Genomic DNA, 25,338 nt, shown 5'->3' with positions numbered 1-25,338 from the left:
CCCGGACCGGGCCCGCCGCCTCCCGCGTCACTGCGCGCCGGGACGCACCAGACCGCTCTCGTACGCGTACACCGCCGCCTGCACCCGGTCCCTGATCCCCAGCTTCGTCAGCACATGACCCACATGCGTCTTCACGGTCGTCTCGCTCACGAACAGGTCCGCCGCGATCTCCGCGTTCGACAGCCCGCGCGCCACCAGCTTCAGCACCTCCACCTCACGGTCCGTGAGGGTGTGCAGCGTGTCGGGGACCGGCTCGTCCCCCGACGGCAGATGCGTCGCGTACTTGTCCAGCAGCCGCCGCGTGATGCTCGGCGCGAGCATCGCCTCACCCGCCGCCACCACCCGGATCGCCTGCACCAGCTCGTTCGCCGGAGCGTCCTTCAGCAGGAAACCGCTGGCCCCCGCCCGCAACGCCTCCACCACGTACTCGTCCAGATCGAACGTCGTCAGCACCAGCACCTTCGCCGGGCCGTCCCGCCCGGGACCGGTGATCTGACGCGTCGCCTCCACCCCGTCCATCCGCGGCATCCGGATGTCCATCAGCACCACGTCAGGCTGCAGCGCCCGCACCTGGTCGAGGGCCTGGAGGCCGTCCCCGGCCTCGCCGACGACCGCGATGTCCTGCTCCGCCTCCAGAATCATCCGGAAACCGGTGCGCAACAGCGGCTGGTCGTCGACCAGTAGGACACGGATGGCCACGTGACACTCCTTAGCTAGCCCGGCCCCATTCTGCCCTGCTCGACCACCTCGGGGGCGGCCGCCCTCACCGGCAGCGGATACGGCGGGGGAGTGCCCCCGAACTCCGGACAGTGCGCCTGGTGATCGCACCAACCGCACAGCTTCGTGGGCCGCGGCCGCCAGTCACCCGTCTCCGTCGCCACCCGGATCGCCTCCCACAGCGCGTGCAGCTTGCGCTCCACCCGCTCCAGGTCCGCCACCACCGGGTCGTAGGTCAGCACGTCCCCGCTGCCCAGGTACACCAACTGGAGCCTGCGCGGCACCACCTGCTTCAGCCGCCACACCACCAGCGCGTAGAACTTCATCTGGAACAGGGCGCTCTCCGCGAACTGCGGCCGGGGCGCCTTCCCCGTCTTGTAGTCGACGATCCGCACCTCGCCGGTCGGCGCCACGTCCACCCGGTCGATGATCCCGCGCAACCGCAGCCCCGACTCCAGCTCCGCCTCCACGAACAGCTCGCGCTCCGCGGGCTCCAGACGCGTCGGGTCCTCCAGCGTGAACCAGCGCTCGACCAGCGCCTCCGCCTCGTCCAGCCACCGCGCCAGACGCTCGCCCTCCGGATCGTCCGCGAACAGCTCACCCACCTCGGGACGCGACTCCCGCAGCCGCTCCCACTGACCCGGCACCAGCGACCTCGCCCGCGGCGCCGTCCGCTCCGCCGCCGGGGCGTCGAACAGCCGCTCGAGCACCGCGTGCACCAGGGTCCCCCTGGTCGCCGCCGCGCTCGGCTTCTCCGGCAGCCGGTCGATCACCCGGAACCGGTACAGCAACGGACACTGCATGAAGTCGCCCGCCCGCGACGGCGACAGACTCGCCGGCGCCACGGCGACCCGGCCGCCCGCGCCCGCCGCCTCCACCACTGCCCCCGACGCCGTCCCGGCGCCCTCCGTGCTCGCATCCATGCCCCAGACCATACGGCCCGCCACTGACAGTCACCCCACCCCGGCACCCGACCCGCGCGACCACCGGGGGAACACAGGGGGTGCCGGGGCGGAACGCGCCGCGACGGCCGCATACCATCGACACCAGACCCTTCCGCCCACCCGGCGTGGAGGACCGCTTCGACGAGGGGACCAAGGGGACACCCGTGGACGAGACCGGCGAGAACGGCGGGAGCCGACAGCCGCGGTCCGACACCGACGAGTCGGCCGCCCGGCCCGGGACCCCGGGCACCGCCGACGACCACCCCACGGACGTCCGGCGCCCGCAGGCGCCCGGCGACGGAGCCAAGGGAGACGCCGCGATGGGCAACGGCCCGCACCCACCCACCACCGACGCCGAGCCCACCCCAGGCACCCCGGCCACCTCCGGCACGGACGCCTCCCCGACCCCGGCACCGGCACCCCGGCCGCCCCGACGCCTCCCGCCGACCCGACGGCCCCCTCCGCCCCCGACGCACCGGGCCTCCGGCAGGCCCCTTCCGCCGAGGGCACCCCGGGCGCGGGGCAGGCGGGCGTCCAGGGTGACGGCGACGCGGGCGCGCTTGCCCCTCCGGGCAGGCGGACACGTCCGGCCCCGGTCGGCCGGACACCCCGGGGGACGACGACGCGCGCACTCCGGGCTCCTCCGGTCAGGCGGGTACTCCGGGCTCCTCCGGTCAGGCGGGTACTCCCGGCTCCTCCGGTCAGGCAGGTGTTCCCGGCCCGGGACAGGCGAGCACCCCGGGCGCCGGACAGGCGGGCACTCCCGCTCCCGGCCAGGCGGGCACCCCAGGCACCTCCGGTCAGGGGGACACCCCCGACCCCACCGGGCCGCCCCCCGCGTCCCACCCGACCCCCGAGTTCCACGAGCCCCACGAGCCCCACGAGCACCGCTCGCTCGCCCACTCCGGGAACGAGGGCGGGGGAGGGGACGGCGGCAAGCGGCCACCGCGCCGCACCCCCGAGCCCCGCGGCGGACTGCTCATGGGCCGCCCCTTCGGCGTGCCCGTCTACGTCGCGCCGAGCTGGTTCCTCGTCGCCGCCCTGATCACCTGGGTCTTCGGCGGCCAGCTCGAACGCGTCCTGCCCGAACTCGGCGCCGCCCGCTACCTGGTCTCCCTCTTCTTCGCGGTCGCCTTCTACGCCTCCGTCCTCGTCCACGAACTGGCCCACACCGTCGCCGCCCTCCGCTTCAAACTCCCCGTCCGCCGCATCCAGCTCCAGTTCTTCGGCGGCGTCTCCGAGATCGAGAAGGAAGCCGAGACCCCCGGCCGCGAATTCGTCCTCGCCTTCGTCGGCCCCCTCCTCTCCCTCGTCCTCTCCGGCGTCTTCTACCTGGCCCTGCTGCCCGTCGAGCCCGGCACCGTCCCCGGCGTCCTGCTCGCGGGACTGATGATCTCCAACCTCATCGTCGCCGCCTTCAACCTCCTCCCCGGCCTCCCCCTCGACGGCGGACGCATGCTCCGCGCCGTCGTCTGGAAGATCACCGGCAAGCCCATGAGCGGCACCGTCGCAGCCGCCTGGGTCGGCCGCGCGCTCGCCGTCTCCGTCCTCATCGGGCTCCCGCTGCTCACCCAGTCCGGCGCCCTCGGCGCCACCGCCGAGGACAACGTCGGCATGGACACCGTCACCGACGCCCTGCTCGCCGCGATCCTCGCCGCCATCATCTGGACCGGCGCCGGAAACAGCCTCCGCATGGCCCGGCTGCGCGAACACCTCCCTGAGCTGCGCGCCCGCAACCTCACCCGCCGCGCCGTCCCCGTCGAGACCGACACCCCCCTCTCCGAGGCCCTCCGCCGCGCCAACGCCGCCGGGGCCCGCGCCCTCGTCGTCGTCGACCCCGACGGCACCCCGCTCTCCCTCGTCCGCGAGGCCGCCATCGTCGGCGTCCCCGAGCACCGCCGCCCCTGGGTCGCCGTCAGCGGCCTCGCCCAGGACCTCACCGACGGCATGCGCGTCTCGGCCGAACTCGCGGGCGAGGACCTCCTCGACGCCCTGCGCGCCACCCCCGCCACCGAGTACCTCGTCGTCGAGGAGACCGGCGCCATCTACGGCGTCCTCTCCGCAGCCGACGTCGAGCGGGCCTTCGTCAAGGCCATGGCCCGCCCCTCCTGACGCCCGCGCCCGTGGTCGGCGGCCCCGGCAAAGGCCGGTAGGCTGGTCACATGTCCGAACCGACCGGTGCCGCCCGCAGGCGCGGGCCCTTCAAGGTCGGGGACCAGGTTCAGCTGACCGACCCCAAGGGCCGCCACTACACGTTCACGCTCGAAGCCGGAAAGAACTTCCACACCCACAAGGGTTCCTTCCCGCACGACGAGCTGATCGGCGCACCCGAGGGCAGCGTTGTCCGCACCACAGGTAACGTCGCCTATCTCGCGCTGCGCCCCCTGCTCCCCGACTACGTCCTCTCCATGCCCCGCGGGGCAGCCGTCGTCTACCCGAAGGACGCGGGCCAGATCCTCGCCTTCGCCGACATCTTCCCCGGCGCCCGAGTCGTCGAGGCGGGCGTCGGATCCGGCTCCCTGAGCAGCTTCCTGCTGCGCGCCATCGGCGACCAGGGCATGCTGCACAGCTACGAGCGCCGCGAGGACTTCGCCGAGATCGCCCAGCAGAACGTGGAGCGCTACTTCGGCGGCCCGCACCCCGCCTGGCAGCTCACCGTCGGCGACCTCCAGGACAACCTGTCCGACACCGAGGTCGACCGCGTCATCCTCGACATGCTCGCCCCCTGGGAGTGCCTGGAGGCCGTCTCCAAGGCGCTCGTCCCCGGCGGCATCCTCTGCTGCTACGTCGCCACCACCACCCAGCTCGCCAGGACCGTCGAGTCCATCCGCGAGATCGGCTCCTTCAACGAGCCGACCGCCTGGGAGTCGATGATCCGCAACTGGCACGTCGAGGGCCTCGCCGTCCGCCCGGACCACCGGATGATCGGCCACACCGGCTTCCTCCTCACCGCCCGCCGCCTCGCCGACGGCGTCGAGCCGCCGATGCGCCGCCGCCGTCCCGCGAAGGGCGCCTACGGCGACGACTACGAAGGCCCCAACGCCGACGGAGGCGGCCGCCGCTGAGGCGGACCGCCCCGCGCACGACCCACGGGCGGCGCGGCCGGATTCCCCAGGACGACGGGAACTCGGCCGCGCCGCCCATCTGTTGACACCGCGGCACAAACCGACAAGCCCGACCGGACCCGAGCCGACCCCGCCGTTCCCCCCACCTGTGACGTGTGGCACGATGCTGGCCACCCCACCCCCACCGGCACAGCCCTCACAGGAGACACTCCTCGTGCAGCACCCCGCCGTCCCGGAACTGGCACACACGCACACCCGTCCGATCCACTGGGTCGCCACCGCCACGGCCGTCGCCGGAGTGATGGCGCTGTCCTCGGTCGTCCAGCCCGACTCCGCGACCGCGGCCCAGCCCGCCCACGCCTCCCCGCGCGCCACGCACACCACGGCCCCCGACCCGGCCGGTGTCGACTTCCCCCTCACCTGCGGACCCGTCAAGGCCGTCGTGAAGACGAAGGCGACCGGCGACCTCGACGGCGACGGCAGCCCCGAGACGGTCGCCGTGGTCCACTGCGACGCCCCCATGGGCACCCCGCCCGACGGCGTCTACGTCCTCACCCGGTCCGCCGACGGCACCCCGCGCGTCGTCGCCACCCTCGTCGACCCCAAGGACGGCAACACGGTGAGTGACTTCTCGGTCCGCGACGGGTCCGTCCTCGCCACCCTGCTCGGCTACTCCTCGACGGACGTGCCGCGCTGCTGCCCCGACGTCACCGAGCCCGCGCGCTGGCAGTGGAAGAACGGCGCCTTCCTCCGCTCGACCCCCGCCGGGGCCCACAGCGTGTGACCCGGCGCGGGCCCGTCGGACGGGCGCGGAGCAGAACGAAAATCGTCACCCTCCGTAAGGAAACTCCTCACGGATGGCAACGATTTGATTACTCCGCGTCCGGACCGTAGATCTCGACGCTGTCCGAAACCCGACGTACGTGGATGCACTCACCCGGACACTCCTTCGCGGAGTCGACCACATCCGTGAGGAGCGTCAGCGGGACCGGCGTCGTCGCGCCCTTGTCCTGCAACAGCTCGTCCCCGGGGCTCTTCACGTAGGCCAGACCGTCGATGTCCAGCTCGAACACCTCCGGCGCGTACTGAGCGCAGATCCCGTCGCCGGTACAGAGATCCTGGTCGATCCAGACCTCCAGAGCCTCACCGTCGACCCCGGCCTCCTGCTGCACGCTCATGTCTCCTGCCGTTTCTCCCCCTCGCGGACCGGGAATCCGGCCAGCTCTGACGGGTGTTGAACGCTTCGACCCTACCTCCGCCCGCTTCCCCGTCATGTTCGGTGGGTATTCCCTTGGCGTGAGGGAGGGCGCAAGGGTGAAGATCGGACACACCCCGACAGTCTTTGTGATCTAGGGGTTTCAATCGACACCCACCCAGGTAGGGTCTGGAAGCGTCCAGCTCCCCTTGGAGGAGGTGAGGACCGTGGCAGCCCACGACGACGACATGAACCGCGGCATCCGCCCGGGACGAGGGTCCGACGACCCCGCCGGGCAGATTGCCTACCTTGAGCAGGAGATCGCCGTCCTGCGGCGCAAGCTCGCCGACTCTCCGCGGCACACGAGGATTCTCGAAGAGCGGATCGTCGAGCTCCAGACCAACCTGGCCGGCGTGTCAGCCCAGAACGAGCGGCTCGCCAACACGCTCCGTGAGGCCCGCGACCAGATCGTCGCCCTCAAGGAGGAGGTCGACCGGCTGGCCCAGCCGCCGGCCGGCTTCGGAGTCTTCCTGCAGGCCAATGAGGACGGCACCGCCGACATCTTCACCGGCGGCCGCAAACTCCGGGTGAACGTCAGCCCGAGCGTCGAGGTCGACGGCCTCAGGCGCGGCCAGGAAGTCATGCTCAACGAAGCGCTCAACGTGGTCGAGGCCATGGAGTACGAGCGCGTCGGGGACATCGTCACCCTCAAGGAGATCCTTGAGGACGGCGAACGCGCCCTGGTGCTCGGGCACACCGACGAGGAACGGGTGGTACGGCTCGCCGAGCCGCTGCTGGACGTCACCATCCGCCCCGGCGACGCCCTGCTGCTCGAACCCCGCTCCGGCTACGTCTACGAGATCGTCCCCAAGAGCGAGGTCGAGGAACTCGTCCTCGAAGAAGTCCCCGACATCGGCTACGAGCAGATCGGCGGTCTCGGCGGCCAGATCGAGGCCATCCGCGACGCGGTCGAACTGCCCTACCTCTACCCGGACCTGTTCAAGGAGCACGAACTGCGCCCGCCCAAGGGCGTCCTGCTCTACGGGCCCCCCGGATGCGGAAAGACGCTCATCGCCAAGGCCGTCGCCAACTCGCTGGCCAAGAAGGTCGCCGAGGTCACGGGACAGGCCGCGGGCAAGAGCTTCTTCCTCAACATCAAGGGCCCCGAGCTCCTCAACAAGTACGTCGGCGAGACCGAACGGCAGATCCGGCTCGTCTTCCAGCGAGCCCGCGAGAAGGCCAGCGAGGGCACCCCCGTCATCGTCTTCTTCGACGAGATGGAGTCCCTCTTCCGCACCCGCGGATCCGGCGTCAGCTCGGACGTGGAGAACACCATCGTCCCCCAGCTCCTCGCCGAGATCGACGGTGTCGAAGGTCTCCAGAACGTGGTCGTCATCGGCGCCTCCAACCGCGAGGACATGATCGACCCCGCCATCCTGCGCCCCGGCCGCCTGGACGTGAAGATCAAGATCGAGCGTCCCGACGCCGAGGCCGCCAAGGACATCTTCGGCAAGTACCTCACCGAACGGCTCCCCCTCCACTCCGACGACCTCGGAGAGCACGCGGGCAGCCGGGAGACCACCGTCGGGAGCATGATCCAGACGGCGGTCGAGCACATGTACGCCGAATCCGAGGAGAACCGCTTCCTGGAGGTCACCTACGCCAATGGTGACAAGGAAGTCCTCTATTTCAAGGACTTCAACTCCGGAGCCATGATCGAGAACATCGTGGGCCGGGCCAAGAAGATGGCGATCAAGGACTTCCTCGAACACCAGCAGAAGGGCCTCCGGGTCTCCCACCTCCTCCAGGCGTGCGTGGACGAGTTCAAGGAGAACGAGGACCTGCCCAACACCACCAACCCCGACGACTGGGCCCGGATCTCCGGAAAGAAGGGCGAGCGGATCGTGTACATCCGCACCCTCATCACCGGAAAGCAGGGCGCGGACACCGGACGCTCCATCGACACCGTGGCGAACACCGGGCAGTACCTGTAGAACACAGGGCGGCTGCGGGTCCCGTCACGGGAACCCGCAGCCGACTGCTTTTCCGTACCCGGCCGGAGCAAGGCAATGACGCAAATGATCTCCACACCAGCGCGGCGGCGTTCTAGGCTCATCAATACCGCCGAGTCGCGCTGTGCGGGGACGGGCACCGCACACGCACCGGAGCGCCGGCGGTACTTGAGCGGGGTCCCCGACCGGGGACGCCGCCGGGCAAGGAGGGCCGCATGACCGTACGGCGAGTAATGGGCATCGAGACGGAGTACGGCATCTCCGTCCCCGGCCACCCCAACGCCAATGCCATGCTCACCTCGTCCCAGATCGTCAACGCCTACGCGGCGGCGATGCACCGGGCCCGCCGGGCCCGCTGGGACTTCGAGGAGGAGAACCCGCTGCGGGACGCGCGGGGCTTCGACCTCGCCCGCGAGGTCGCCGACTCCAGCCAGCTCACCGACGAGGACATCGGCCTCGCCAACGTGATCCTCACCAACGGCGCACGGCTCTACGTCGATCACGCGCACCCCGAGTACAGCGCGCCCGAGGTCACCAACCCCCGCGACGCGGTCCTCTGGGACAAGGCCGGGGAACGCATCATGGCCGAGGCGGCGGAACGGGCCGGTCAGCTGCCCGGCGCGCAGCCCATCCACCTCTACAAGAACAACACCGACAACAAGGGCGCCTCCTACGGCACGCACGAGAACTACCTGATGAAGCGGGAGACCGCCTTCTCGGACATCGTGCGCCACCTGACGCCCTTCTTCGTCTCCCGCCAGGTCGTCACCGGGGCGGGCCGCGTCGGCATCGGCCAGGACGGCCACGAGCACGGCTTCCAGCTCAGCCAGCGGGCCGACTACTTCGAGGTCGAGGTCGGACTGGAGACCACCCTCAAACGGCCCATCATCAACACCCGCGACGAACCGCACGCGGACGCCGAGAAGTACCGCCGCCTGCACGTGATCATCGGCGACGCGAACCTCTCGGAGATCTCCACCTACCTCAAGGTCGGCACCACGGCCCTGGTGCTCTCCATGATCGAGGACGGCTTCATCGCCGTCGACCTCGCCGTCGACCAGCCGGTGCGCACCCTCCACCAGGTCTCCCACGACCCGTCCCTCAAGCAGCTCGTCACGCTGCGCAGCGGCCGCACACTCACCGCGGTCCAGCTCCAGATGGAGTACTACGAGCTGGCCAGGAAGTACGTCGAGGAGCGGTACGGCGCGGACGCCGACGACCAGACCACGGACGTCCTCGCGCGCTGGGAGGACACCCTCAACCGGCTGGAGAACGACCCGATGAGCCTGGCGGGCGAGCTGGACTGGGTCGCCAAGCGGGAACTCATGGAGGGGTACCGGCGCCGCGACGGGGTCGACTGGGACGCGCCGAGGCTGCACCTCGTCGACCTCCAGTACGCGGACGTGCGCGAGGAGAAGGGCCTCTACAACCGGCTCGCGGCCCGGGGACGGATGAAGCGGCTGCTGGACGAGAACGAGGTCGAGCGGGCCCGCACGAAGCCGCCGGAGGACACCAGGGCCTACTTCAGGGGCCGGTGTCTCGAGCAGTACGCGGACGACGTCGCCGCGGCGTCCTGGGACTCGGTGATCTTCGATCTGCCGGGCCGGGACTCGTTGCAGCGGGTCCCAACCCTGGAACCGCTTCGCGGAACGCGTAATCACGTCAAGGAGCTCCTGGACCGGTGCCGCACGGCGGAAGACCTGGTCAAGGTGTTGTCGGGCGGCTGACCCGGCCCCGAGAAGCGGGGCCCGCGCCGGGGTGGAAATCCCGGCGGCCGGGAATCATCGAGGTGGCCTCCGTACGTTGAGGAAACTGCGGAGCCGATGTCGGACCGGGCTTGTAGGGTCTGATCATCACCGATCGGCAGGAATGCCGACCTGTCGACCATGTCGGGCGAACTGAGCGGGGTGAGGGTTATGGCAACCAAGGACACCGGCGGCGGCCAGCAGAAGGCGACGCGCTCCACCGAGGAGGTCGAGGAGCAGACGCAGGATGCGCAGGCCACGGACGACCTCAAGGAGCGCCAGGAGAAGCTGAGCGACGACGTGGACTCGGTGCTGGACGAGATCGACGACGTACTCGAGGAAAACGCCGAGGATTTCGTGCGCTCCTTCGTGCAAAAAGGTGGCGAGTGAGGGTAAAGGTAGCGAGTTTGCCTTCGAAGTGAAGGTGGCGGGGGATGGGTGTGGCCGACGGGGAGCCGGGCGAGAAGTACTGCGCCGGTTGTGAGCGGTTCCTGGCCTTCGGGGCGTTCGCGAAGGACAGGAACCGGCGGGACGGCCTCCAGCCGCGGTGCCGGGAGTGTGTGGCCGCCTACAGCGCCCAGCACTACCGGCGCCGCAGGGAGGCCATGGGAAAGACCGTCCGGGAGAAGGTCGTGGTGCCGGAAGGGCACAAGCTCTGTCGCCTGTGCGGTGAGGTGAAGCCGCACGGCGAATGGCACCGCAACGCCACCGCGTCGGACGGGTTGTCCACGCGTTGCAAGGCGTGCCGGGCGGTCCAGGGCCGGCAGGGGCATCTGATGCGGCAGTACGGCATCACCGAAGCCGAGCGGGACGCGCTCATCGAGGCTCAGGTCGGCGTCTGTTGTATTTGCCTGAAGGCTCCACCGGAGCATGTGGATCACTGCCACAAGACGGGTAGGGTCCGTGGCGTACTGTGCTTCAGCTGTAATGCCGCGCTGGGGCAGTTCAAGGATCGGCCCGATGCCATAAGGCGGGCTGCTGCATACGTGGAAGGAAACGCGTGGAAGCCAACACTCGTAGCACCGGGCGTCTACCAGCTGCCTTCCTGACGCCCGGGTCGTCGTCGTTCATGGACTTTCTCTCCGACCATCAGCCCGAGCTGCTGCCCGGGAAGCGGCAGCTGCCGCCGGTGCAGGGGGTCGTCGAGGCGCCGCACGGCACGACCATCGTCGCCGTGACCTTCCCGGGTGGTGTGGTGCTCGCCGGTGACCGGCGGGCGACCATGGGGAACATGATCGCGCAGCGGGACATCGAGAAGGTGTTCCCGGCCGACGAGTACTCGGCGGTGGGCATCGCCGGTACCGCCGGTCTCGCGGTCGAGATGGTGAAGCTGTTCCAGCTTGAGCTCGAGCACTTCGAGAAGGTGGAGGGCGTGCAGCTCTCGCTGGAGGGCAAAGCGAACCGCCTCTCGACGATGATCCGTTCCAACCTGGGCATGGCCATGCAGGGTCTGGCCGTGGTGCCCCTGTTCGCGGGCTACGACGTGGACCGCGAGAAGGGCCGCGTCTTCTCCTATGACGTCACGGGCGGCCGGTCCGAGGAGCACGCCGGGTACGCGGCGACGGGCTCGGGGTCGATCTTCGCGCGCGGGGCGATGAAGAAGCTCTACCGCGACGACCTGACCGAGGAGCAGGCCACCACCCTCGTGGTGCAGGCCCTGTACGACGCGGCCGACGACGACTCGGCGACCGGCGGTCCCGATGTCGCACGCCGGATCTACCCGATCGTCACCGTGATCACCGAGGACGGCTTCCGCCGTCTGGACGACGAGGAGTCCTCCGGTATCGCCCGCTCGATCCTGGAGCGGCGGCTGGAGCAGCCCGACGGCCCGCGGGCCTCGCTGCTCTAGCCCCGATCGGTCCTTCGACGGTGATCAAGTGACTCTGACAGAAAGGGACGGATAACCGGTGTCGACGCCGTTCTATGTCTCACCCCAGCAGGCGATGGCCGACCGGGCGGAGTACGCCCGCAAGGGCATCGCACGTGGTCGCAGCCTGGTCGTGCTGCAGTACGCCGACGGCATCGTCTTCGTCGGCGAGAACCCGTCCCGCGCGCTGCACAAGTTCAGCGAGATCTACGACCGGATCGGCTTCGCGGCCGCCGGCAAGTACAACGAGTACGAGAACCTGCGGATCGGCGGTGTGCGCTACGCGGATCTGCGGGGTTACACCTACGACCGGGACGACGTGACGGCCCGTGGTCTGGCGAACGTGTACGCGCAGACGCTGGGCACGATCTTCTCCAGCGCGGCCGAGAAGCCGTACGAGGTGGAGCTGGTCGTGGCCGAGGTGGGGGACACCCCCGAGGGCGATCAGATCTACCGGCTGCCGCACGACGGTTCCATCGTGGACGAGCACGGCTCGGTCGCGGTGGGCGGCAACGCCGAGTTGATCAGCACCTATCTGGACCAGCGGCACCAGGACGGCATGAGCCTGGCGGAGGCGCTGAAGCTGGCGGTGCAGGCGCTGTCGCGGGAGTCGAGCGGTTCGCAGCGGGAGATCCCGAACGAGCGTCTGGAGGTCGCGGTGCTCGACCGTACGCGGCCGCAGAAGCGGAAGTTCCGGCGGATCACCGGTCGTCAGCTGGACCGGCTGCTGGAGGCGAACGGCGCTTCGACCGCGGCGGAGGCCGAGGAGGGCGAGGGCGAGGAGTCGGAGGACTCGTAGCCACGGGGCGGCTCTGGCCGCGTCGGTGAGGTGTGCGGTGCCCCGGTCGTGGGACGGCCGGGGCACTCGTGTGTTCAGGGGGCGCCCGGGGGTGCCGTGGAGCCCCGTACGACGAGTTCGACGGGGATGTCGCCCGCGGTGGGTGCGCGGCCCTCCAGGACGGCGAGGAGGGCGGTCATGCCGTGTTCGCCGAAGAGTTCGGCGTCGAGCCGGACGGTGGTGAGTTCGGGGTCGAGCGCGGTGGCGAGGGCGAGGTCGTCGAGACCGGTGACGGAGACGTCGTCGGGGATGCGCAGGCCCAGGCGGCGGGCGGCCTTGTAGGCGCTGGCGGCGAGTTTGTCGTCGTCGCAGACGATCGCGGTCGGGCGGGGCCGGGTGCGGCGAGGGCGGTCGCGGCGGCGGCGAGGGCGTCGTCGATGGAGATGGCCGCGGGGGCGGTGCGCAGGGTGGTGCCGGGGGTGGTGGCGAGGCGGGCGGCGAGTTCGCGGGCGCGGACGTCGAAGGTCCAGGAGGGGATGTCGGCGGCGAGGTGCAGGAAGCGGCGGTGGCCGAGGGCGAGGAGGTGGTCGGCGACCTGGCGGACGCCGTCGGCGATGTCGAGGTTGACGGTGGCGGCGCCGAGGCTGCCGTCGGGGTCGCTGTCGAGCATGACGAGAGGGAGTTGGTCGCCGCGGATGGCGGTGAGGGCGTCGGCGGCCATGGAGGAGGCGATGACGCCGTCGAGGGCGGCCTGTGCGGAGGCGAAGGGGTCGCGGGCGGGTCCGACGCCCTCGGGGGAGGGGTAGAGGACGACGCCGAAGCCGTGGTCGGCGGCGACCCGGGCGGCGCCGGTGTAGACGCCGGCGAAGAACTCGGTGGTGAGGGCCGGGACGACGAGGAGCACGGTGCGGGTGCTGCCGAGGCGGAGGTTGCGGGCGGCGAGGTTGGGGCGGTAGCCGAGGTCGCGGGCGGCCTCGCGGACCCGCTGCGCGGTGGGTTCGGAGACCCGGCCGCGCCACTTGTCGCCGAGGACCAGGGAGACGGCGGCCTGGGAGACGCCCGCGGCCTGGGCGACGTCCCTGCTGGTGGGTCGGGTGCTGCCTGGTGCCACCGTCGGGACGCTCCTTCGTATGGACTCGTGAACAGCGCACATGGTACGTATAGGAGCCGAAGTTATACGTACAACGTGAGCGCCGGAGGCGGGCGCCCGCGGTGACCTGGAGGGTCGGGACATGGCCACGGGGTATCTGGAGATCCTCAGGGCGCGGCACGCGACCCGGCTTCTGGTGGGGACGCTGGTGGGGCGGCTGCCGAACGCCACCGCGGCGATCGCGATCGTGCTGTTCGTGCGGGCGGAGGGCGGCAGTTACAGCCTCGCGGGCGCGCTCGCGGCGGTCTACGGGGTGGCGAACGCCGTCGGGCAGCCGCTGCTCGGGCGGCTGGTCGACCTGCGGGGGCAGCCCCGGGTCCAGTTGCCCGCGGCGGTGGTCTCGGCCCTGGCGATGGCCGCGTTCGCGTTCCTCGGCACCGACCGGCTCTGGCTCGCCCATCTCGCGGTGGCGGCCGCGGGACTGTTCACGCCGCCTCTGGAGGGCGGGCTGCGGGCGCTGTGGCCGCACGTCCTCGGCGAGGAGGAGCGGGTGCACACGGCGTACGCGATGGACGCCGTGGCGCAGGAGGTCATGTTCACCGTCGGGCCGCTGCTGGTGACCCTGTGCACGTCGCTGTGGTCGGCGCAGGCGGCCCTGCTGGTGCTCAACGGGATCGGGGTGCTGGGGGCGCTCTCGGTGGTGGTGTCGCCGCCGTCGCGCGCGTGGCGCTCGGAGCCGAGGGAGGCGCACTGGCTGGGCGCGCTGCGTTCGTCCGGGCTGCTGGCGCTGCTGGGGGCGTTCCTGTTCGTGGGGATCGCGCTCGGGTCCATCACGGTGGCGTCGGTGCCGTACGCGGACGCGCACGGGGGTGACGCGGTGTACGGCTGGCTGATGGCGGCGCTCGGGCTGGGCGCGCTGGTCGGGGGCGGGGTCTACGGGGCGCGCCGGTGGACGGGGTCCCCGGCGCGGCGGTTGCAGGCGCTGGTGGCGCTGCTGGCGGTGTGTTACCTGCCGCTGACGCTGATGCCGGGCGCGGTGTGGATGGTGCTGCTGTCGGCGCTGGCGGGGGTGTTCCTGGCGCCGGCGCTCGCGTGCGCGTTCGTGCTGGTGGACCGGCACGCTCCGGCGGGGACGGTCACGGAGGCGTTCTCGTGGCTGGTGACGACGTTCACGGTGGGGGCGTCGGTGGGTACGGGTCTCGCGGGGCCGGTCGTGGAGGCGGGCGGGGCGCGGTGGGGCTTCGTGGTGCCGGGGCTGGCCGGGGGAGTGTCGTTGCTGGTCCTGCTGGTCACGACGCGGGTGCTGTCGGGTCCCGCGGGGCGGGTGGTTGTCGCGGCTTCATCGGAAAATGATCCAAACCGTGCTGTCGAACCCCGTTTCAGCTCGGGTGATCGGGCGTAATGTTCAGTCATGGACCGCCGCATTTTCGGGCTGGAGAACGAGTACGGCGTCACGTGCACGTTCAGGGGACAGCGCCGCCTGTCGCCTGACGAGGTGGCGCGGTACCTCTTCCGCCGTGTCGTGTCATGGGGCCGCAGCAGCAATGTCTTTCTGCGAAACGGCGCACGCCTCTATCTCGACGTGGGATCACATCCGGAATACGCCACACCCGAATGTGACAACGTGACCGAACTGGTCACCCACGACAAGGCCGGCGAGCGCATTCTCGAAGGACTCCTGGTAGATGCCGAACGACGCCTGCACGAGGAAGGAATCGCGGGCGACGTCTACCTCTTCAAGAACAACACCGACTCGGCGGGCAACTCCTACGGGTGTCACGAGAACTACCTCGTGGCGCGGCACGGGGAGTTCTCGCGACTCGCGGACATCCTGATTCCGTTCCTCGTCACGAGGCAGCTCCTGTGCGGTGCGGGCAAGGTGCTGCAGACGCCCCGGGGCGCGGTGTACTGCGTCAGCCAGCGCGCGGAGCACATCTGGGAGGGCGTCTCCTCGGCGACGACGCGTTCCCGGCCGATCATCAACACGCGTGACGAGCCGCACGCCGACGCCGAGCGCTACCGTCGCCTGCATGTGATCGTGGGCGACTCGAACATGTCCGAGACGACGATGCTCCTGAAGGTCGGCGCGACCGATCTGGTGCTGCGCATGATCGAAGCGGGCACGGTGATGCGGGATCTGACGCTGGAGAACCCGATCCGGGCGATCCGCGAGGTCAGCCACGACATCACCGGGCGGCGCAAGGTGCGCCTCGCCAGCGGCCGGGAGGCCTCGGCGCTGGAGGTGCAGCGGGAGTACTACGAGAAGGCCGTGGACTTCTGCGAGCGCCGCGGGATCCGCACCGGCACGGTCGAGCAGGTCCTGGAGCTGTGGGGCCGCACGCTGGACTCGATCGAGGCGGAGGATCTCGACCGGATCGGCACCGAGATCGACTGGGTCATGAAGTACAAGCTGATCGAGCGGTACCGGGCCAAGCACAACATGACCATGTCGCATCCGCGGGTCGCGCAGATAGACCTCGCGTATCACGACATCCACCGTCGTCGGGGCCTTTACTACCTCCTGGAGAGGAAGGGCCAAGCGGCGCGGATCTGCGACGACTTGAAGATCTTCGAGGGCAAGTCGGTTCCGCCGCAGACCACTCGGGCGCGGCTGCGCGGCGACTTCATCCGGCGGGCTCAGGAACAGCGGCGGGACTTCACCGTCGACTGGGTCCATCTGAAGCTCAACGACCAGGCGCAGCGCACGGTGTTGTGCAAGGACCCGTTCCGGTCGGTGGACGACCGGGTGGAGAAGCTGATCGCGGGAATGTGATCGGGGTGGGCAACGCGATCCGGTGAAGGACCGGAACGCAACACGGGCGTCGCACGTTTTCAGTGCGGCGCCCTTCTCACGTCGTAGAGTTGCGCGCACGTCATCCGCAAGATCCAATCGATTGAGGCCCCCACCGTGCGCCGACGCTCACTCCTGATTGCCGTACCGACCGGACTTGTCGCGCTCGCCGGATGCGGCGACGACAAGTCCGACGCGAGCAAGCCCGCCGACAGCGCGTCGCCGTCCGCCTCCGCCTCGGCGTCCGCCGCGCCGCCGCCGAAGATCGTCGACGGGCCGCTGCCGGCCATCACGGCGGGGACGAAGTTCGACGAGAAGCCGACGGTCGCGAAGGGCAGCGGCGACCCGTCGAAGCAGCTCGCGGTGAAGACGGTGATCGCGGGCGGCGGGAAGCCGGTCGCGGAGAACGACTACATCCAGGCCAACTACCTGGGTCAGGTGTGGTCCTCGGCCAAGGTGTTCGACAACTCCTACGACCGCAAGACGCCGCTGCTGATCCAGCTCGCGCAGGGCACGATCATCGACGGCTGGCGTTACGCGCTGGCCGGGAAGAAGGCCGGGAGCCGGGTCGAGTTCTCGGTGCCGCCGACCTGGGGTTACGGCGCGCAGGGCAACACGCAGGCGGGGATCAAGGGCACGGACACTCTGGTGTTCGTGGTGGACGTCAAGGACACGTTCAACGCGAAGAGTTCGGCGAAGGGCAAGGACGTCGCGCAGGGCGACGCGAAGCTGCCGAAGGTCGGGACCAACACGGACGGCAAGGCCCCGTCGATCGACATCCCGAAGACGGACGCGCCGTCGAAGCTGGTGGCGGACTACGTCATCGAGGGCGACGGCGAGGAGGTCGGCGCCGACAGCACCGTCCTGGTGCAGTACAAGGGCGTGCTGTGGGACACCGGCAAGGAGTTCGACTCGACGTACAGCAGGAACACGCTGACGTCGTTCTCGCTCCAGCAGGTCGTCAAGGGGTGGGCGCAGGGTCTGACCGGCAAGAAGGTGGGTAGCCGGGTCCTCATCGTCATTCCCCCCGCGCTGGGCTACGGCGACAGCCCGCCGTCGGGCAGCGGCATCAAGAAGGACTCGGTGCTGGTGTTCTCGGTGGACATCCTGGCGAAGATGTGACGTCGTGGGATGTAAGACTGTGACCGTTGCCCCACCGCAGACCAAGCAGGAGCTAGAGACGTGAGCATCGAGAAGCCCGAGATCGACTTCCCGGGCGGCGAGCCGCCGGCGGACCTCGAGATCAAGGACATCTGGGAGGGCGACGGCGAGGTGGCCGCGGCCGGTCACACCGTCACCGTCCACTACGTCGGTGTCGCTTTCAGCACCGGCGAGGAGTTCGACGCGAGCTGGAACCGCAACCAGCCGTTCCGTTTCCCGCTGGGCGGCGGCCGGGTCATCAAGGGCTGGGACCAGGGCGTGCAGGGCATGAAGGTCGGCGGCCGTCGCCAGCTGACCATTCCGGCGCACCTCGCCTACGGGAACCAGAGCCCGACCCCGGCGATCCAGCCCGGTGAGACGCTGATCTTCATCGTGGACCTGCTCGGAGTCTGAGCGGGATCCGATCGGAGCCGATCACCCGGGGCCCATGCCTGACCAGGCATGGGCCCTCCGCTTTGTCGTGTCCCGCCGGGGCGGTACGGTCGACGCTGACAAGCACCATAGGGAAGGCGTAGGGCGTCGATGGCCATTGCCAAGGCCGAGCGGCTGATGAACCTGGCGCTGTGTCTGCTCGGGACGCGGCGCCCGCTCAGCAAGCGCGAGCTGCGCGAGTCGCTCGAGGCCTATCTGGAGGCGGGCAGCGACGACTCCTTCAACCGGATGTTCGAGCGCGACAAGGACGATCTGCGCGAACTGGGCCTGGTCATCGAGACCGTGGAGAACCTGGACGGCGAGACGGGGTACCGGGCCCGCCGGGACAGCAACCGGCTGCCGCCCATCTCGCTGGACGCCGAGGAGGCGGCCGCGCTCGGTCTGGTCGCGAAGGTGTGGCAGCAGGCGCGGCTCGCCGGTGCCGCAAGTGGCGCGCTGCAGAAGCTGCGGGCGGCCGGGCTGCCCGAGGACGTCGATCCGTACGAGGCGCACGGCGCCCTCGAACCGCGCATCCCGGTTCACGAGGCGGCGTTCGAGCCGCTGATGCTGGCCTGCCGGGACCGTCGGCCCGTCGTGTTCGACTACCGGAAGGCGACCGCGGCGCGGCCGGAGCCGCGCCAGGTGGAGCCGTGGGCGCTGGAGTGCTGGCGCGGTCACTGGTACCTCGCGGGCTGGGACCGCGACCGGGGTGCGGAGCGGGTCTTCCGGCTGTCGCGGATCACCGGGCGGGTGCGCAGCCGCAACGGCCTGTTCACCGCGGAGGTGCCCGACGTGGTCACCGTCCGGGACACGGTGGCGGGATGGGCGGGGGAGACGGCCGACCGGTCGGCGGTGATCCGGCTGCGCGCGGACGCCGGGTACCCCCTTCGGGCGAAAGCCACGGTGGTCCGGGAACTCGGTGACGGCTGGGACGAGTTGGAGATTCCGTACGGCCACGGGCTCGACGCGTGGCTGGTGGAGTTCGGTGCGGACGTGGTGGTCCTGGAGCCCGCTGAGCTGCGGGCCGACGTGGTGGACCGGCTGCGGGCCGTGGCCAAGGGCTGAGGGGGCGGAGCACAGTGGCAGGCAGACCGGTCAGGGCGGTCAACGCCATCGACCAGACGAGGCGGATGCTCTCGCTGGTCACGTATCTGAGGGAGCGTCCGGGCGCCCGGATCGAGGACGTCGCCCGTGCCTTCGGGGTGACGGAGGACGAGCTGGTCTCCGACCTGGACGTGCTGCCGATGTGCGGCACCAGCTTCCGGGGCGGCGATCTCCTGGACATCGACACCGACGGCGAGCGCATCTGGTGGCACAACCCGGCGGCGCTGGCGGCGGAGGCCGCCGAGCCGCTGCGGCTGGCCGCCGACGAGGCGACGGCGCTGCTGGTGGCCGCTCGTGCCGTCGCCACGCTGCCGGGGCTGCGGGAGAGCGACCGGCAGGCGCTGCTGCGGGCGACGGCCAAGGTGGAGACCTCGGCGGGGGAGGCCGCGGGCGCCAGTTCCCGGCTGTCGGTGACGTTCGAGGCCGAGGGCGGGGTCTTCGCGGACGTCGACCGGGCGATCTCGGAGCGCCGCAGGCTGTGGATCCGCTACTACTCGCCCGCGCGGGACGAGGTGACCGAGCGGGAGATCGACCCGATCCGCCTGGTCAGCGTCGGCCACACCTATGTCGAGGCGTGGTGCAGGCGTTCCGAGGCGCGGCGCACCTTCCGTCTCGACCGGGTCGCGGAGATCAAGATCCTGGACGAGCCGTCGGCGCCGCCCGAGGTGGAGCTGCGTGATCTCTCCGAGGGGCTGGTGCAGCCCGCGGCGGAGGATCCCGAGGTGGTCGTCGAGGTCGGGCCCGGGGGGCGCTGGGTCGCGGAGTACTACCCGCACGACAGCGCGGACGAGCTGGCGGACGGCGGGCTGCGCATCACCCTGCGCACACCGGACCCGGCGTCGTTGCGGCGGCTGGCGCTGCGGCTGGGCGGGGACGGCCGGATCGTCTCGCCGCCGGATCTCGCCGAGAGTGCCCGGCGGGCGGCGCGCGAGGCGCTGGCGGCCTATGACGGAGTGGTCCCGGCCGGTGTGCCGGGGGCGGGCGCGGCCGGGGACGGTCGGTACGACAGGCGGGAGCGGGAGCTGTGAGCGAGTCGACGACGTCCGAGACGCTGGGCATGTCCGTGGCGGCCGCGTTCGCCGGGATGAGGAACGTCGCGCCGGTCGTCTTCCGGGCGGGCTGCCCGGAGTGCCGGGGGCGGTTCGAGCTGGCGGCGAGCGCGCTGCGGCTCGCGATAGGCGCCACCAGCCGCACCACGTTCTACTCGTTCACCTGTCCGGACTGCGGTGCGGCGGTCCGCAAGCCGGCCGGGGAGCGGATCGTGGAGCTGCTGACGGGTGGCGGGGTCAGGACGCTGCGTCTGACCCCGACCGTCTAGGCTCGCGGCATGTTCTGGCCGATGCTCGCGGTAGCGCTGGGGTTCCTTGGTCTCGTCGTCCTCGGGGTGTGTGCCGTCCAGGTCTTCGTGGCGGCGAGACGGCTGGGCGCTCAGGTGACGGACGCGACACAGCGCATCAACCGGGCCGCGGCCGACCTGGAGCGGGCCGCGGAGAGCACCGCCCGCTCCGCGAAGACGTGGTGAGTGCCGTCCCGGGACCGGTGTGCCGGGTGGGCCGCAGGCGTTTTGCGTCACTTCGGCCTGTCACGTCGGCCACCCCGGCAGGTACGCTGCTGGTCGCGGTCCGGCGAACGAGGCCCGGGTCGCGGACCGGGAGTACGCACGGGGATTGCCTCACGTTCACCCCTGAGCGTTACGATCGCTGTCAACGCGATCGCTCGGACAGGCGTCCGACCGGTCGGACGGCACCCCACCCAGCCGCCTCGGTGAGAAGGTAAAGACTTATGTTCGGAAGGCTCGGCGCTCCCGAGATCATTCTCATCCTCGTCGTCATCGTCCTGCTGTTCGGCGCGAAGAAGCTTCCGGACATGGCCCGCTCGCTCGGCAAGTCCGCGCGCATCCTCAAGAGCGAGGCCAAGGCGATGAAGGACGAGGGCAGCGGCAACGCGACCGCCCCGGCCGACCCGCCCGCCACCGGCGACGCGCAGCGCACCATCCAGGCCGCTCCGGGCGACGTCACCAGCTCCCGCCCGGTGAACGAGCCCACGGACACGACCAAGCGCTGACTGACGAGGGCCGGACGTTCCCGGCCCGCCGCACGAGATGAGGACGTGGGTTGCCCAAGTCTGCCCGCACAGTGGAGAAGGACCCAGAGGGGCGGATGCCCCTGGCGGACCACCTTCGTGAGCTCCGCAACCGGCTCGCGAAGGCGATGCTCGCCGTCATCGTCGTCACGATCGTGGCCGCCTTCTTCTACAACGACATCATCAACATCCTGACGAAGCCCATCCTCGACTCCGTGGGATGCGGCAAGTCGTTCCAGGAGCTGGTGACACCGTCCGAATCGGGCGAGCAGTGCGCGCGCATCACCATCAACGGTCTGCTGGCGCCCTTCACCCTGGCCCTCCAGGTGTCGCTGATGGCCGGTGTCGTCATCGCCTCGCCGGTCTGGCTCTACCAGCTGTGGGCGTTCGTCGCGCCGGGTCTGCACCGCCACGAGAAGAAGTACGCGTACGGGTTCGTCGCGACCGGTGTGCCGCTGTTCTTCGCGGGCGCCTTCTTCGCGTACAAGGTGCTGCCGAAGACCGCGAAGGTGCTCATCGACTTCACGCCGCAGGACGTCGACAACCTGCTGCCGCTGGACGATCTGCTCCAGCTCGTGACCCGCATGGTGGTCGTCTTCGGGCTCTCCTTCGAGCTGCCCCTGCTGCTGGTCATGCTGAACCTCACCGGCATCCTCACCGGCAAGCGCATGATCGGCTGGTGGCGCGGCATGGTCATGGGGATCACCGTCTTCGCGGCCGTGGCCACGCCGAGCACGGACCCGCTGTCGATGCTGGCCCTGGCCGGTCCGATCTGCGTGCTGTACTTCGGCGCCGCCGGCTTCTCGCTGCTGAACGACCGCCGCAAGAGCCGTCGCGCCGCGGCCGGCCCCGGCGACGACGAGGCGTCCGAGCTGGATCTCACGCCGGAGGACATCGGCGAGATCGAGCGGATCCCCGCCGCCCGTGCCCTGCCCGAGCAGTCGACCGGTCCCGACCGGGTCAACGGCTTCGACGACGTCACCTGACGCCGGGCGCCCCGCGCCGCCTGCTCCACCCGCCACGGCCCGCCCGTCGCCCACGCGATCGGCGGGCCGTCGCCGTGCTGCCGTGAGCTGCGCGGATGGTGGCTCCGGCGGAATCGGATCCCGATAATGATCGTCCTGTTGTCAGTGCGGCCCGGTACGCTCGAAAGCACGATGACAGAGGATCTCTCACCGGCCGAGCGTTACGCGGCGTCCCGCAGGCGCGCTGTCGAGCAGGCCACCGCGCTCGCCGCCTTCCGCGAGATGTACGACTTCGACCTCGATCCCTTCCAGATCGAGGCCTGCCGGGCCCTGGAGGCGGGCAAGGGTGTGCTGGTCGCGGCACCCACCGGTTCGGGCAAGACGATCGTGGGCGAGTTCGCCGTCCACCTCGCTCTGGGCCAGGGCAAGAAGTGCTTCTACACGACGCCCATCAAGGCCCTGTCGAACCAGAAGTACGCGGACCTGTGCCGTCGCTACGGCGCCGACAAGGTGGGTCTGCTGACCGGCGACAACAGCGTCAACTCCGACGCCCCGGTGGTCGTGATGACCACCGAGGTGCTGCGGAACATGCTGTACGCGGGTTCGCAGACGCTCCTGGGCCTCGGCCATGTGGTGATGGACGAGGTGCACTACCTCTCCGACCGCTTCCGCGGGGCCGTCTGGGAGGAGGTCATCATCCATCTGCCGGAGTCGGTGACCCTGGTCTCCCTGTCGGCGACGGTCTCCAACGCGGAGGAGTTCGGCGACTGGCTGGACACCGTCCGCGGCGACACCGAGGTGATCGTCTCCGAGCACCGGCCCGTGCCGCTCTTCCAGCACGTGCTCGCCGGTCGGCGGATGTACGACCTGTTCGAGGAGGGCGAGGGCCACAAGAAGGCCGTCAACCCGGACCTCACCCGGCTGGCCCGGATGGAGGCGGGCCGCACCTCCTTCCAGGACCGCAGACGCGGCAAGGCGATGCGCGAGGCGGACCGGGAGCGGGAGCGCAGGCAGCGCTCCCGGGTCTGGACACCGGGGCGCCCCGAGGTCATCGAGCGCCTCGACGCGGAGGGGCTGCTGCCCGCCATCACCTTCATCTTCAGCCGCGCCGCCTGCGAGGCCGCCGTCCAGCAGTGCCTGTTCGCGGGGCTGCGGCTCAACGACGACGACGCGCGGGAGCGGGTGCGGGCGCTCGTCGAGGAGCGCACGGCCTCCATCCCCACCGAGGACCTGCACGTCCTGGGCTACTACGAGTGGCTCGAAGGGCTGGAGCGCGGCATCGCCGCCCACCACGCGGGGATGCTGCCGACGTTCAAGGAGGTCGTCGAGGAGCTGTTCCTGCGCGGCCTGGTCAAGGCCGTGTTCGCGACCGAGACCCTCGCCCTCGGCATCAACATGCCCGCCCGTTCGGTGGTCCTGGAGAAGCTCGTCAAGTGGAACGGCGAGCAGCACGCCGACATCACCCCGGGCGAGTACACCCAGTTGACCGGCCGGGCCGGGCGCCGGGGCATCGACGTCGAGGGGCACGCGGTCGTGCTGTGGCAGCGCGGGCTGAGCCCCGAGCACCTCGCGGGCCTGGCCGGCACCCGCACCTATCCGCTGCGCTCCAGCTTCAAGCCGTCGTACAACATGGCGGTCAACCTGGTCGAGGGGTTCGGGCGGCACCGGTCGCGGGAGCTGCTGGAGACGTCGTTCGCGCAGTTCCAGGCCGACCGGTCGGTGGTCGGGATCTCGCGGCAGGTGCAGCGCAACGAGGAGGGTCTGGACGGCTACAAGGACTCCATGACCTGCCACCTCGGGGACTTCGAGGAGTACGCGCGGCTGCGCAGGGAGCTGAAGGACCGGGAGACGGAGCTGGCCAGGCAGGGCGCCAACCAGCGGCGGGCCGAGGCAGCGGTCGCGCTGGAGAAGCTCAAGCCGGGCGACGTCATCCATGTCCCGACCGGCAAGTACGCGGGCCTCGCCCTGGTCCTCGACCCGGGGCTGTCCGCCGGTCGTTCCAACGGCCACCGCGGCTTCGAGCAGCACGACGGGCCGCGCCCGCTGGTGCTCACCGCCGAACGGCAGGTCAAGCGGCTGGCGACGATGGACTTCCCGGTGCCCGTGGAGGCGCTGGACCGGATGCGGATCCCGAAGTCCTTCAACCCGCGCTCCCCGCAGTCCCGTCGCGACCTCGCATCGGCGCTGCGCACCAAGGCCGGGCACATCCCGCCGGAGCGGGCCCGCAAGCAGCGGTCGCAGGCCGCCGACGACCGGGAGATCGCCCGGTTGCGCACGGCGATCAGGGCGCATCCCTGCCACGGGTGCAACGACCGTGAGGACCACGCGCGTTGGGCCGAGCGCTACCACCGGCTGCTGCGGGACACCTCGCAGCTGGAGCGGCGCATCGAGGGCCGCACCAACACCATCGCGCGGACCTTCGACCGGATCGTGGCGCTGCTGACCGAACTGGACTACCTGCGGGGCGACGAGGTCACCGAGCACGGCAAGCGGCTCGCGCGGCTCTACGGCGAACTCGACCTGCTCGCCAGCGAATGCCTGCGCGAGGGCGTCTGGGAGGGGCTCGGCCCGGCCGAACTCGCGGCGTGCGTCTCGGCGTTGGTGTTCGAGGCGCGGGTCAGCGACGACGCGATGGCGCCGAAGCTGCCCGCGGGCAGGGCCAAGGCCGCGCTGGGGGAGATGGTGCGGATCTGGGGGCGGCTCGACGCCCTGGAGGAGGACTTCAGGATCTCCCAGACCGAGGGGGTCGGGCAGCGCGAGCCGGACCTCGGGTTCGCCTGGGCCGCGTACATGTGGGCCTCGGGGAAGGGGCTCGACGAGGTGCTGCGCGAGGCGGAGATGCCCGCGGGGGACTTCGTGCGGTGGTGCAAGCAGGTGATCGACGTGCTGGGTCAGATCGCGGCGGCCGCTCCGCGGGAGGGCTCCACGGTCGGGAAGGCCGCGCGGAAGGCGGTCGACCAGGTGCTGCGGGGGGTTGTCGCGTACTCGTCGGTGCAGTGACGCGGGTGCGGGGAGTCGACTCGTGAACGGGCCCGGCGGGGCGCCCTTGAGGCGCCCCGCCGGGCCCGTCCCGTGCGCGGGGCGTTTCCCGCGGGGCGCGGTGGCGCGGAGGCGCGGGGTCGGATGGGCAACCGCCCTCCGGGTGGTCCCGGGCGGCCGTCCGGGACCGGGGCGTGCCGATGTTCACTCGTCACGGTGAGTGGTTTTTGTACGCCCGTACCCTGTGACGCACGGTGTGCGAGTGAATCCTCAGCGTGCAAATGACCGAGGGTACCGCCCCCGTGTGCCCGGTTTCAGGCGCTTGCTGAATATGACACGGCGATGATCCGGTCGGACTAAGCTCGCCCGCAGCGCACCGAGTTGAGGTGGAATCGTGCGCTTGTTCCCGGACTTCCCGAACTATCCGGAAAA

At 70.6% G+C, this 25,338-nt stretch carries 22 protein-coding genes and 2 pseudogenes; 20 read left to right on the top strand and 4 right to left on the bottom strand.

Translation table 11 applies throughout. The annotated features are described in order from the left end of the window. Nucleotides 1-27: 27 nt before the first annotated feature. Nucleotides 28-699: a response regulator gene (locus GA0115242_RS23935; protein WP_093831789.1), complete on the bottom strand. Its 672-nt coding sequence runs from the start codon at nucleotides 697-699 to the stop codon at nucleotides 28-30. A 14-nt stretch (nucleotides 700-713) separates the two neighbouring features. Next, nucleotides 714-1,640: a RecB family exonuclease gene (locus tag GA0115242_RS23930; RefSeq protein WP_256089567.1), complete on the bottom strand. Its 927-nt coding sequence runs from the start codon at nucleotides 1,638-1,640 to the stop codon at nucleotides 714-716. An 816-nt stretch (nucleotides 1,641-2,456) separates the two neighbouring features. Between GA0115242_RS23930 and GA0115242_RS23925 the strand changes: the two are divergent. The 3 genes and pseudogenes from GA0115242_RS23925 to GA0115242_RS23915 form a co-directional block, all read left to right on the top strand. After that, nucleotides 2,457-3,773, top strand: a pseudogene (locus tag GA0115242_RS23925) (site-2 protease family protein); the annotation flags it as partial. Nucleotides 3,774-3,823: 50 nt separating this feature from the next. Next, nucleotides 3,824-4,726: a tRNA (adenine-N1)-methyltransferase gene (locus tag GA0115242_RS23920; RefSeq protein WP_093831785.1), complete on the top strand. Its 903-nt coding sequence runs from the start codon at nucleotides 3,824-3,826 to the stop codon at nucleotides 4,724-4,726. A 214-nt stretch (nucleotides 4,727-4,940) separates the two neighbouring features. Next, nucleotides 4,941-5,510: a hypothetical protein gene (locus GA0115242_RS23915; RefSeq protein ID WP_093831783.1), complete on the top strand. Its 570-nt coding sequence runs from the start codon at nucleotides 4,941-4,943 to the stop codon at nucleotides 5,508-5,510. Between the two features lie 88 nt (nucleotides 5,511-5,598). Here the strand turns inward: GA0115242_RS23915 and GA0115242_RS23910 are convergent, their stop codons facing one another. Further along, nucleotides 5,599-5,904, bottom strand: coding sequence for a ferredoxin (locus GA0115242_RS23910; protein ID WP_093831781.1), 306 nt, complete (start codon nucleotides 5,902-5,904; stop codon nucleotides 5,599-5,601). Between the two features lie 244 nt (nucleotides 5,905-6,148). Here GA0115242_RS23910 and arc point away from each other — a divergent pair, with 244 nt between their 5' ends. From arc to prcA, 6 genes are all read left to right on the top strand, one after another. Further along, nucleotides 6,149-7,915 (top strand): proteasome ATPase, encoded by a 1,767-nt coding sequence (gene arc / locus GA0115242_RS23900; RefSeq protein ID WP_093831777.1) that lies wholly within the window; start codon nucleotides 6,149-6,151, stop codon nucleotides 7,913-7,915. Between the two features lie 233 nt (nucleotides 7,916-8,148). Continuing rightward, on the top strand, nucleotides 8,149-9,660 hold the full coding sequence (gene dop / locus GA0115242_RS23895) for a depupylase/deamidase Dop (protein ID WP_176729899.1): 1,512 nt from the start codon (nucleotides 8,149-8,151) through the stop codon (nucleotides 9,658-9,660). A 189-nt stretch (nucleotides 9,661-9,849) separates the two neighbouring features. Next, on the top strand, nucleotides 9,850-10,068 hold the full coding sequence (locus GA0115242_RS23890; RefSeq protein WP_093831806.1) for a ubiquitin-like protein Pup: 219 nt from the start codon (nucleotides 9,850-9,852) through the stop codon (nucleotides 10,066-10,068). Nucleotides 10,069-10,112: 44 nt separating this feature from the next. Then, complete coding sequence (locus GA0115242_RS23885) at nucleotides 10,113-10,727, top strand: endonuclease VII domain-containing protein (protein ID WP_093831773.1); 615 nt, start codon at nucleotides 10,113-10,115, stop codon at nucleotides 10,725-10,727. Beyond that, nucleotides 10,679-11,527 carry a proteasome subunit beta gene (prcB, locus tag GA0115242_RS23880; protein WP_093831771.1) on the top strand — a complete coding sequence of 283 codons (849 nt, stop codon included), beginning with the start codon at nucleotides 10,679-10,681 and terminating at the stop codon, nucleotides 11,525-11,527. Before GA0115242_RS23885 ends, prcB begins: the two co-directional genes overlap by 49 nt. Nucleotides 11,528-11,585: 58 nt before the next feature. Next, entirely contained in the window at nucleotides 11,586-12,344 is a 759-nt protein-coding gene (prcA, locus tag GA0115242_RS23875; protein ID WP_093831769.1) for a proteasome subunit alpha, read from the top strand. A 74-nt stretch (nucleotides 12,345-12,418) separates the two neighbouring features. Here prcA and GA0115242_RS42535 read toward each other — a convergent pair. Continuing rightward, a pseudogene (locus GA0115242_RS42535) lies at nucleotides 12,419-13,434 on the bottom strand (LacI family DNA-binding transcriptional regulator). A gap of 121 nt (nucleotides 13,435-13,555) precedes the next feature. Here GA0115242_RS42535 and GA0115242_RS23865 point away from each other — a divergent pair. The 11 genes from GA0115242_RS23865 (at nucleotide 13,556) to GA0115242_RS23815 (ending at nucleotide 24,927) form a co-directional block, all read left to right on the top strand. Beyond that, nucleotides 13,556-14,815: an MFS transporter gene (locus GA0115242_RS23865; protein ID WP_093831767.1), complete on the top strand. Its 1,260-nt coding sequence runs from the start codon at nucleotides 13,556-13,558 to the stop codon at nucleotides 14,813-14,815. 9 nt (nucleotides 14,816-14,824) lie between these two features. Continuing rightward, nucleotides 14,825-16,186, top strand: a complete 1,362-nt coding sequence (gene pafA, locus GA0115242_RS23860; RefSeq protein ID WP_093831765.1) for a Pup--protein ligase — start codon at nucleotides 14,825-14,827, stop codon at nucleotides 16,184-16,186. 135 nt (nucleotides 16,187-16,321) lie between these two features. Then, nucleotides 16,322-17,326, top strand: coding sequence for an FKBP-type peptidyl-prolyl cis-trans isomerase (locus GA0115242_RS23855; protein WP_093831763.1), 1,005 nt, complete (start codon nucleotides 16,322-16,324; stop codon nucleotides 17,324-17,326). A 60-nt stretch (nucleotides 17,327-17,386) separates the two neighbouring features. Next, nucleotides 17,387-17,758 (top strand): FKBP-type peptidyl-prolyl cis-trans isomerase, encoded by a 372-nt coding sequence (locus GA0115242_RS23850; protein WP_093831761.1) that lies wholly within the window; start codon nucleotides 17,387-17,389, stop codon nucleotides 17,756-17,758. A 129-nt stretch (nucleotides 17,759-17,887) separates the two neighbouring features. Then, nucleotides 17,888-18,841: a helix-turn-helix transcriptional regulator gene (locus tag GA0115242_RS23845; protein WP_093831759.1), complete on the top strand. Its 954-nt coding sequence runs from the start codon at nucleotides 17,888-17,890 to the stop codon at nucleotides 18,839-18,841. A 14-nt stretch (nucleotides 18,842-18,855) separates the two neighbouring features. Next, nucleotides 18,856-19,908: a helix-turn-helix transcriptional regulator gene (locus GA0115242_RS23840; protein WP_093831757.1), complete on the top strand. Its 1,053-nt coding sequence runs from the start codon at nucleotides 18,856-18,858 to the stop codon at nucleotides 19,906-19,908. Next, nucleotides 19,905-20,198: a hypothetical protein gene (locus tag GA0115242_RS23835; RefSeq protein WP_093831755.1), complete on the top strand. Its 294-nt coding sequence runs from the start codon at nucleotides 19,905-19,907 to the stop codon at nucleotides 20,196-20,198. Before GA0115242_RS23840 ends, GA0115242_RS23835 begins: the two co-directional genes overlap by 4 nt. A gap of 9 nt (nucleotides 20,199-20,207) precedes the next feature. Beyond that, nucleotides 20,208-20,402: a hypothetical protein gene (locus GA0115242_RS23830; RefSeq protein ID WP_093831753.1), complete on the top strand. Its 195-nt coding sequence runs from the start codon at nucleotides 20,208-20,210 to the stop codon at nucleotides 20,400-20,402. 260 nt (nucleotides 20,403-20,662) lie between these two features. Further along, nucleotides 20,663-20,944 (top strand): Sec-independent protein translocase subunit TatA, encoded by a 282-nt coding sequence (gene tatA / locus GA0115242_RS23825; RefSeq protein WP_093831751.1) that lies wholly within the window; start codon nucleotides 20,663-20,665, stop codon nucleotides 20,942-20,944. Nucleotides 20,945-20,994: 50 nt separating this feature from the next. Continuing rightward, nucleotides 20,995-21,948: a twin-arginine translocase subunit TatC gene (gene tatC, locus GA0115242_RS23820; protein ID WP_093831749.1), complete on the top strand. Its 954-nt coding sequence runs from the start codon at nucleotides 20,995-20,997 to the stop codon at nucleotides 21,946-21,948. A gap of 126 nt (nucleotides 21,949-22,074) precedes the next feature. Then, entirely contained in the window at nucleotides 22,075-24,927 is a 2,853-nt protein-coding gene (locus GA0115242_RS23815; RefSeq protein WP_093831747.1) for a DEAD/DEAH box helicase, read from the top strand. Nucleotides 24,928-25,338 lie beyond the last annotated feature (411 nt).

The sequence above is a fragment of the Streptomyces sp. SolWspMP-5a-2 genome (assembly GCF_900091845.1).
Classification (GTDB): domain Bacteria; phylum Actinomycetota; class Actinomycetes; order Streptomycetales; family Streptomycetaceae; genus Streptomyces; species Streptomyces doudnae.
Note: the sequence above shows the minus strand (reverse complement) of the source record. Positions and strands in the feature narration are given on the sequence as shown.

Excerpts from the sequence above, each read along its gene's own strand:
- GA0115242_RS23930 (WP_256089567.1), bottom strand. The coding sequence starts at position 1,640 with ATGGATGCGAGCACGGAGGGCGCCGGGACGGCGTCGGGGGCAGTGGTG.
- GA0115242_RS23920 (WP_093831785.1), top strand. The coding sequence starts at position 3,824 with ATGTCCGAACCGACCGGTGCCGCCCGCAGGCGCGGGCCCTTCAAGGTC.
- GA0115242_RS23910 (WP_093831781.1), bottom strand. The coding sequence starts at position 5,904 with ATGAGCGTGCAGCAGGAGGCCGGGGTCGACGGTGAGGCTCTGGAGGTC.
- dop (WP_176729899.1), top strand. The coding sequence starts at position 8,149 with ATGACCGTACGGCGAGTAATGGGCATCGAGACGGAGTACGGCATCTCC.
- GA0115242_RS23890 (WP_093831806.1), top strand. The coding sequence starts at position 9,850 with ATGGCAACCAAGGACACCGGCGGCGGCCAGCAGAAGGCGACGCGCTCC.
- GA0115242_RS23885 (WP_093831773.1), top strand. The coding sequence starts at position 10,113 with ATGGGTGTGGCCGACGGGGAGCCGGGCGAGAAGTACTGCGCCGGTTGT.
- GA0115242_RS23865 (WP_093831767.1), top strand. The coding sequence starts at position 13,556 with ATGGCCACGGGGTATCTGGAGATCCTCAGGGCGCGGCACGCGACCCGG.
- pafA (WP_093831765.1), top strand. The coding sequence starts at position 14,825 with ATGGACCGCCGCATTTTCGGGCTGGAGAACGAGTACGGCGTCACGTGC.
- GA0115242_RS23845 (WP_093831759.1), top strand. The coding sequence starts at position 17,888 with ATGGCCATTGCCAAGGCCGAGCGGCTGATGAACCTGGCGCTGTGTCTG.
- GA0115242_RS23830 (WP_093831753.1), top strand. The coding sequence starts at position 20,208 with ATGTTCTGGCCGATGCTCGCGGTAGCGCTGGGGTTCCTTGGTCTCGTC.
- tatA (WP_093831751.1), top strand. The coding sequence starts at position 20,663 with ATGTTCGGAAGGCTCGGCGCTCCCGAGATCATTCTCATCCTCGTCGTC.
- GA0115242_RS23815 (WP_093831747.1), top strand. The coding sequence starts at position 22,075 with ATGATCGTCCTGTTGTCAGTGCGGCCCGGTACGCTCGAAAGCACGATG.